Consider the following 7,941-nt stretch of genomic DNA (forward strand, 5'->3'; position numbering starts at 1 on the left):
ACGCCGTTCAGTAGTGTTTTTTTCCGTCCATGCAGCAATGGCTGATTCATCTAGCCATACGGTTAGAGAACCGCGCTGCTTGAGGGCCTTGTTATAAGAGGGCCAGTTGGTGATTTTAAAATTTTGTTTTGCCATGGAGAGATGATTTTGAAACAACTGTGGTGATCTGCTCCGATGATTACCCAAAAGTTCTATTTATTCAACAAAGCCACTTCGGAGTTGAATTCGCCACCGACTTTGTTAATTTTATTTAACAGAAATAAAATAGAAACTTTAAAAACCATTTGTGCCTTAAAAACTCCATTGTATATTTGAATTCGGTCAACCTAATACATTGCCTGTTTACTTATTTTCCTCTCAGGAATTTATGAGAGAAGAGAGGTGATTGTGAACACAAAGGATGATTCTTATGTTGCACATCAGGAAAAGCCATGCACGGAAGCAATTTCATTAAAAGATAAGTGGTGGCATATTCTTGATAACTGGAAAGTAGGTATTGTTCCGCTGCCATTATTTATTCTGGCAGGTGTATTAATTTGCATTAGTTGCCTGAACGGTAAACTTTCCAGCAGCATCGTCGTCATGACGGCGACCCTAGCTTTCTTTGGTTTTGCCTGCGGCGAATTTGGTAAGCGCCTGCCTTATCTGGGAAAGATTGGTGCAGCGGCGATTTGCGCAACCTTTATCCCTTCCATGCTGGTCTATTACGGCTGGCTGCCGGAGGTGGTGGTGAAGTCGACTACCGCCTTCTATAAATCCACCGATATTCTTTATCTCTATATCTGCTGCGTCATCGTCGGCAGCATTATGAGCATGAATCGGACCACCCTGATCCGGGGCTTCTTCCGCATCATATTTCCGATGGTATGCGGTGAAATCGTTGGTATGACTGTCGGTGTTGCCGTCGGAACCTTATTAGGCATGACGCCATTTCAGACCTTTTTCTTTTTGGTCCTGCCCATTATGGCCGGAGGTGTTGGTGAAGGGGCGATTCCGTTATCAATTGGTTACGCCACCATTTTGCATATGGATCAGGGCGTCGCGCTGGGAAAAGTGCTGCCTATCGTGATGCTGGGCGGACTCAGCGCGGTGGTCATGGCCGGCTGCCTTAACCAACTGGGCAAACGCTTTCCACATCTGACCGGTAACGGCGAATTACTGCAGGATAAACAAGACAACGTGGGTAAAAGCCTGACTGATGATGTCAACGGTAAAGTTGATGTAACCGCGATGGCATCCGGTGCTTTACTGGCGGTGCTGCTGTATATTCTCGGCATGCTGATTCAGAAATACACCAGCTTACCAGCGCCGGTTGGTATGCTGTTTATCGCGGTATTGCTGAAAGTGGCCAATGCCATTTCCCCGCGGATTCTCGAAGGATCGCAGGTGGTCTACAAATTTTTCCAGACTGCCGTGACCTATCCAGTGCTGTTTGCCGTGGGCGTGGCGATCACACCCTGGCATGATTTGGTCAGCGCCTTCACCATTTCTAACGTGATCGTCATCATCAGTACCGTCGCGGCGCTCACCCTGACCGGCGCACTGGTGGGCCGAAAACTGGGTATGCATCCTATTGATGTGGCGGTGATTTCCTGCTGTCAAAGTGGGCAGGGTGGTACCGGCGCGGTTGCTATTCTATCGGCGGCAGACCGTATGTCTTTGATGCCTTTTGCTCAGATAGCCATCCGGGTCGGCGGGGCACTCAACGTCTCGCTTTCCCTGCTTATCTTAAGCAACTTTATTCTTTAAATCTGCCGGAGAACTTGAAATGAAACTTGCAGCATATTTATTAAACGGGCGACGTAGCTACGGCATCGTCAGTGAGAACGGCATTATCGATCTCACCACTCGTCTGGGAGAGCATTATGGCGATCTGAAAGCGCTGCTGGCCAGTGACGGCCTGGCTGCGGCTGCTGCCTTTCAGGATCAGCCCGCCGATGTCGCGCTGGGTCAGGTGGCGTTTTTACCGGTAATTGATAATCCGGGAAAAATTATCTGCGTGGGCATGAATTACGCCGATAAACGACTGGAATTTAATGAGCAAAACCCGGCTCCGACGCTGTTTGTACGTTTTGCTGACTCGCAAATAGGGCATGGGCAGTCTGTATTGAAACCCCGTTATTCAAGTGAATTTGATTACGAAGGGGAACTGGCGGTGATTATTGGTTGTGGTGGTGAAAACATTGTTCGCGAGCAAGCGTTGTCACACGTTGCCGGTTACAGCTGCTATATGGATGGCTCGGCCCGTGACTGGCAACATACTTGGTACACCGCCGGGAAAAATGGCCGTTGCACCGGCGCATTTGGTCCCTGGATGACCACCGCTGACGTGATCCCTAATCCGCAAAAGCTTGCTATCGCCACCTGGCTAAACGGTCGTGAAGTTCAGCACGACTCGACCAGCAACATGATTTATGACGTGGCCTCACTGATTGAATACATATCCACTTTTACCTGCCTGAGCGCAGGTGACGTGATCATCACAGGTTCACCGGGTGGCGTGGGTAAAAAACGCAGGCCACCGCTGTTTATGCATGATGGCGATCGCATCGAAGTAGAAATTGAACACATTGGTCGTTTATCTAACCCGATTTCAGACGCGCCACTGAGACAGGATATGTCCGCCCGCGAACAGGCGCTGGCGTAAGGGACATAAAATGGCTGAGTCTGACGTAATACAATACCGGATAGTTAATGTAACCCTTGATGCCTCGATGCAAGCGGCAATCCGTACCTTGTTGCAGGCCAATAATCTGGAAAGGGACGCTGGCGTTTCCCTATTCGTGGTGGCTCTGGCTGGGAAAAACCTGGCAGGCTGCGCCGGACTGGACGGCAATATTGTTAAATGCGTCGCAGTTGACCCGTTGTGGCGCGGCGAAAATGTCTGCGCCGGGTTACTGAGCGAAATTCAGAATTATTCGATGACTCAGGGTCATTTGCATCTGTTTTTGTATACTCATCCGGGAAATCGTCGCTGTTTTCAGCAATGCGGCTTCTGGCCAGTTGCTGAAACCGACAACGTATTACTGATGGAGAATAAGCCGCGCGGTATCAGCCAGTACTGCGCCGCGCTGAGAAAGATCCGGCGTCCGGGCCAGGTTATCGGGTCGGTGGTGATGAATGCCAATCCGTTTACCCTGGGGCACCGTTACCTGGCGGAGCAGGCCGCGGCCCGCTGCGACTGGCTGCATATTTTTGTGGTTGAGGAAGACGCCTCAAGCTTTTCGTTTATCGAACGGCTGGCAATGGTGCAGGCAGGCGTTGCCCATCTGACTAATGTCCAGGTGCATAAAGGCGGAGACTATATTATTTCACGCGCCACATTCCCGTCGTATTTTATCAAAAATAGTGGAGCCATTGAGCAGGCTTGGTGTGAGCTGGACTTACAGATTTTCCGCCAGCATATAACACCGGCGCTGAATATTACCCGGCGGTTTGTCGGTAGTGAACCGTTCTGTCCGCTCACCCGCCAGTACAATCAGGCCATGTTTGCCAAGTTAAGTACTGCCAATGCATCGTTCACCGCCATTCAGGTGGTGGAGTTGCCGCGCATGACCGATGCCGGTGGGGCGCCCATTTCCGCATCGCAGGTGCGCCGGTTACTGGCTCAAAAACAATTTGACGCCATTAAATCACTGGTTCCCTCCACCACATTCCAGCATTTACAGCAAAAGTGCTATGTTTTAACGGCATGAATTAACAGGATTCTAAGCAGAGATACTTTTATGAAGATTATAAAGGAAGCGTTAGCCGGTACCGTCGAGTCCAGCGACCTGATGGTGAAGGTTGCGCCCGCCAACGGCGAACTGGATATCGTGATTCGCAGCGAAGTCTACAAACAGTTTGGCGAACAGATCCACCAGGTGGTGAAAGAGACGTTACAAAAAATGGATGTAATCGAAGGGCTGATCGTAGTGGAAGATAAAGGCGCGCTGGACTGCGTCATCCGCGCCCGCTTACAAAGCGCCGTTTTGCGCGCAGTGGATGATGCTAGGCTCAACTGGGAGGCTCTGCAATGAGTACCTTACGCCGCAGCATGTTGTTCCTTCCGGGGGCCAACGCAGCCATGCTGTCAAATGCCTTTATCTACCGCCCGGACGCCATCATGTTCGATCTGGAAGACGCGGTCGCTCTGCGGGAAAAAGACACCGCGAGGCTGTTGGTATTTCATGCCCTTCAGCACCCGATGTATCAGGACATTGAAACCGTAGTGCGTATTAACTCTCTGCGCACACCTTTTGGCTTGGCTGACCTGGAAGCGGTGGTATGCGCTGGCGTCGATATTGTTCGCCTGCCGAAAACAGACACCCCAGAAGATATCCACGAAGTCGAAGCCCATCTGCTGCGGATTGAAAAAGCTTGCGGACGCCGGCCGGGGTCAACCCGATTGCTGGCTGCCATCGAATCTGCAATGGGAGTGGTAAATGCCGTTGCTATTGCCCGCAGTTCTGAACGACTGATGGGGATCGCCTTGGCTGCGTTTGATTATGTGATGGATATGCAGACCGAACGCGGCGACGGCAGCGAGCTGTTCTACGCCCGCTGTGCGGTGCTGCATGCCGCCCGCGTGGCCGGTATTGACGCGTTTGATGTGGTCTGGTCTGACATTAACGACGAACAAGGTTTCCTGAAAGAAGTCGACCTAATACGCAAACTGGGCTTTAACGGCAAGTCTTTAATTAACCCGCGTCAAATTGAACTGCTGCATAACGCTTACGCCCCGACCCAACAGGAAGTCGACCACGCCCTCAACGTCGTTGCAGCAGCAGAAGAAGGGGAGCGCAATGGCCTCGGCGTGGTGTCGCTGAACGGCAAAATGATCGACAGCCCGATTATTAATCATGCCAGGCGGCTTCTGGATCGTGCGAAATCAGGCATCCGGCGTTAATTTTATCGAGAGAATCTAATGAACCAACTAACTGAAGAATTGCAGGAGCAATACCCTTGGCTGCAACATGTCACGCCGTTTAACGGTGCCAATGCCGCCACGCCGTGGCTGGCCGAGGGTAATGCACGTCACACCCGTAAGCTGTGCGACAGCTTGGAAGACGCCGTTAAGCGCAGCGGTCTGCAAAACGGCATGACAATTTCATTCCATCACGCCTTTCGCGAGGGCGACCTGGTGATTAACACAGTGGTGGATCTGCTGGCGAAGATGGGATTTCGTGATTTAACTCTGGCATCCAGCTCCCTGATGGCCTGCAACGATCCGCTGATTGAGCATATCCGCTCCGGGGTGATTACCGGCATCTGGACATCGGGCATGCGAGGTAAGCTGGCCGATGAGATTTCTCACGGCTTGATGGAAAAACCGGTACAAATCCATTCTCACGGCGGGCGGGTAAATCTGCTGCAAAAAGGGGAAATCAAGATTGATGTGGCGTTTCTCGGCGTGCCTTGCAGCGACGAATTTGGTAATGCCAACGGAACTCACGGCAGCGCTTGCTGTGGCTCGCTGGGCTATGCCCAAGTAGATGCCCAGTTTGCCCGTAAGGTGGTGTTGCTGACCGAATTGCTGGTGCCCTTTCCCAATATCCCGGCTAGCTTGGTTCAAGATCAGGTCGACTATATCGTTAAAGTCGACAGCGTTGGCGATCCGACGAAAATAAGCGTGGGCGCAGCGCGCGTAAGCAGCAAACCACGTGAACTGCTTATCGCTCGTCAGGCAGCAGCCGTGATTGAACACTCCGGCTACTTTAAAAACGGTTTTTCCATGCAAACCGGCTCAGGCGCAGCCTCAATCGCATGTACCCATTTTATGCAGAATAAAATGGAAAAACAGCATATTGTGGCTAAATTTGCGCTGGGTGGCATAACTGGCAGCCTAGTGGATCTGCATGAAAAAGGTCTGATTGAGAACCTGCTGGATACCCAGTGTTTTGACAGACAGGCGGCGGCATCGTTGGCGAAAAATCCGCAACACGTTGAAATTTCAACCAACGTTTATGCCAATCCGGGTGCCAAAGCAGCCAGCTGTGACCAGCTTGATGTGGTTATTCTCAGCGCGCTGGAAATTGATACGGCTTTTAATGTCAATGTTATAACCGGCTCCGATGGCGTTATGCGCGGTGCGTCAGGCGGGCACTGCGACGTGGCGGCTGGCGCTAATCTGACCATCGTGGTGGCACCGCTGATCCGTAGCCGCATCCCGACAGTGGTTCGCCAAGTCACTACTCTAGTAACGCCGGGAGAAAGTATTGATGTTCTGGTCACCGATCACGGTATTGCGGTCAATCCTGCCCGGACGGAAGTGCGTGAACGCCTTGAACAAGCGGGATTGCCGGTGATGGATATCGAAACTTTGCACCAGCGGGCGATCGAGATGTGCGGCGTTCCGCAGCCGATTGAGTTCACCGATAAAATCGTTGGGGTGATCCGCTACCGCGACGGCAGCGTGATCGACGTTGTACATCAGGTTAAGGAAGCCGAAGCATGACACTCGTGACACCTGTGGAAACAGGTGTCAGCCTGGAGGCACTGCTCCGCGCGAAAGACCATCGTGCTGCTCGGCAGGCGGATTGTCTGGCACAATACTACAACACGGTTATCTCGCTGACACTGGTCACGCCAGGAGAAGTGAAGGACAGCATTCGCTACCGCAATACCATGGGAGTTGCACTGCAGGCGTGCGATCAGTTGCTGTGGCAGCAGGGCTGGAACACGTTGGATCGTCAGGTGATTTGGTTACCTACGGGGCCAGAAGCGTTGTGGTGCGTAGACCATGTTGCAACCGATGTGAAAGCGCTCTGTATGCAGCTTGAACAAACGCACCCGCTGGGGCGGCTGTGGGATATCGATGTGTTTTGCCCACAGCAGGGGTTGATTAGTCGCAAAGCACTGGGGGGCGGAAAGCGCCGTTGTTTGCTGTGTGATGAACCTGCCCATGCCTGCGCTCGCTCTCGTCGGCATTCACCAGAGCAGGTGATTGCCCGTGTGGAGGCCGTGATCGATGACTGGTTTACCCGCGACTAACAGGGTTTTCCCAAATATTTCAGCCCTGGCCATGGAGGCGTTACTTCGCGAACTAGCGCTAACGCCGAAGCCTGGGCTGGTCGATCAGGACAACAACGGTTCGCACCGGGACATGGATCACCGCCTGTTCCGCAAAAGCATCGCCGCGATTTCTCCCTGGTTTCAGATTTTTGCAGAGCTGGGAATGCAGCATGCCCATACCCCTGCTGACCAGCAGCTGTGCTTACTGCGTCCTGTTGGCATCGCCTGCGAGCAGGCGATGTTTGCCACTACGGGTGGCGTCAATACCCATAAAGGTGGGATCTTCTCCCTCGGATTACTCTGTTTTGCGGCAGGACGTTTGCAGGCACAAGGGCAGTGGCTGAGCTGCGACCGGCTGTGTGATGAAGTCAGCATCATCTGTCAGGGGCTGGTTGCCCGTGAGTTAGCAGGATGCAGTGAAAATACAGGGGCAACAGCCGGCGAAAAACAGTTTCGCCTTTACGGGCTGCACGGCGCAAGAGGTGAGGCTGAGAGCGGTTTTGCCACCGTCCGTCATCATGTATTGCCATTCTGGCACCAGGAAACGGAGGAGCGGCAGCTACATAGTGCGCTGCTTAGGCTGATGGCCGTCAATCCTGACAGTAATCTGGTGTCTCGTGGTGGGCCTGATGGGCTAGTATTTGTCCAGAACTATGCCGCTGAGCTGTTAAACAATGGCTGGGAGCGCCGCGACCTAGCCGCAATGGATCAGATCCTTATCTCCCGTAATCTCAGCCCCGGCGGGAGTGCGGATCTGCTCTCTGTCGCTTGGGTGCTGGCGTCACTCGAGGTATAGCGACGCGCTAATCCGGGCTTTGTTGAATAAATAGAACTTTTGGGTAATCATCGGAGCAGATCACCACAGTTGTTTCAAAATCAGGTCTCCATGGCAAAACAAAATTTTAAAATCACCAACTGGCCCTCTTATAACAAGGCCCTCAAGCAGCG

Annotated in this window: 8 protein-coding genes and 1 pseudogene; 8 read left to right on the forward strand and 1 reads right to left on the reverse strand. The window is 52.5% G+C overall.

Annotated features, from left to right (window positions below):
• Window positions 1-135: pseudogene (locus QZ506_RS06895) on the reverse strand (IS5/IS1182 family transposase); the annotation flags it as partial.
• Window positions 136-387: 252 nt separating this feature from the next.
• Between QZ506_RS06895 and QZ506_RS06900 the strand changes: the two are divergent.
• From QZ506_RS06900 to citG, 8 genes are read left to right on the forward strand one after another with little or no spacing between them, the layout of a single operon-like run.
• Window positions 388-1,749, forward strand: coding sequence for a 2-hydroxycarboxylate transporter family protein (locus QZ506_RS06900; RefSeq protein WP_291970000.1), 1,362 nt, complete (start codon window positions 388-390; stop codon window positions 1,747-1,749).
• Window positions 1,750-1,768: 19 nt separating this feature from the next.
• Complete coding sequence (locus tag QZ506_RS06905; protein ID WP_291970001.1) at window positions 1,769-2,647, forward strand: fumarylacetoacetate hydrolase family protein; 879 nt, start codon at window positions 1,769-1,771, stop codon at window positions 2,645-2,647.
• Window positions 2,648-2,657: 10 nt separating this feature from the next.
• The gene (gene citC / locus QZ506_RS06910) at window positions 2,658-3,695 is read left to right on the forward strand and encodes a [citrate (pro-3S)-lyase] ligase (protein ID WP_291970006.1); all 1,038 of its coding nucleotides are present in this window, start codon (window positions 2,658-2,660) and stop codon (window positions 3,693-3,695) included.
• A 30-nt stretch (window positions 3,696-3,725) separates the two neighbouring features.
• Window positions 3,726-4,019 (forward strand): citrate lyase acyl carrier protein, encoded by a 294-nt coding sequence (citD, locus tag QZ506_RS06915; protein ID WP_291970008.1) that lies wholly within the window; start codon window positions 3,726-3,728, stop codon window positions 4,017-4,019.
• Entirely contained in the window at window positions 4,016-4,888 is an 873-nt protein-coding gene (gene citE, locus QZ506_RS06920; protein ID WP_291970010.1) for a citrate (pro-3S)-lyase subunit beta, read from the forward strand. Before citD ends, citE begins: the two co-directional genes overlap by 4 nt.
• 18 nt (window positions 4,889-4,906) lie before the next feature.
• On the forward strand, window positions 4,907-6,436 hold the full coding sequence (gene citF / locus QZ506_RS06925) for a citrate lyase subunit alpha (protein ID WP_291970012.1): 1,530 nt from the start codon (window positions 4,907-4,909) through the stop codon (window positions 6,434-6,436).
• Window positions 6,433-6,972: a citrate lyase holo-[acyl-carrier protein] synthase gene (gene citX / locus QZ506_RS06930; RefSeq protein WP_291970014.1), complete on the forward strand. Its 540-nt coding sequence runs from the start codon at window positions 6,433-6,435 to the stop codon at window positions 6,970-6,972. The genes citF and citX overlap by 4 nt, the downstream gene beginning before the upstream one ends.
• Entirely contained in the window at window positions 6,950-7,789 is an 840-nt protein-coding gene (gene citG / locus QZ506_RS06935) for a triphosphoribosyl-dephospho-CoA synthase CitG (RefSeq protein ID WP_291970016.1), read from the forward strand. Before citX ends, citG begins: the two co-directional genes overlap by 23 nt.
• The last annotated feature ends 152 nt before the right edge of the window (window positions 7,790-7,941 follow it).

The sequence above is a fragment of the Candidatus Symbiopectobacterium sp. genome (genome assembly GCF_020054415.1).
Lineage (GTDB): Bacteria > Pseudomonadota > Gammaproteobacteria > Enterobacterales > Enterobacteriaceae > Symbiopectobacterium.

Bases quoted from the DNA above. Each gene is read 5' to 3' on its own strand.
- QZ506_RS06905 (WP_291970001.1), top strand. From the start codon at position 1,769: ATGAAACTTGCAGCATATTTATTAAACGGGCGACGTAGCTACGGCATC.
- citC (WP_291970006.1), top strand. From the start codon at position 2,658: ATGGCTGAGTCTGACGTAATACAATACCGGATAGTTAATGTAACCCTT.
- citD (WP_291970008.1), top strand. From the start codon at position 3,726: ATGAAGATTATAAAGGAAGCGTTAGCCGGTACCGTCGAGTCCAGCGAC.
- citE (WP_291970010.1), top strand. From the start codon at position 4,016: ATGAGTACCTTACGCCGCAGCATGTTGTTCCTTCCGGGGGCCAACGCA.
- citF (WP_291970012.1), top strand. From the start codon at position 4,907: ATGAACCAACTAACTGAAGAATTGCAGGAGCAATACCCTTGGCTGCAA.
- citX (WP_291970014.1), top strand. From the start codon at position 6,433: ATGACACTCGTGACACCTGTGGAAACAGGTGTCAGCCTGGAGGCACTG.
- citG (WP_291970016.1), top strand. From the start codon at position 6,950: ATGACTGGTTTACCCGCGACTAACAGGGTTTTCCCAAATATTTCAGCC.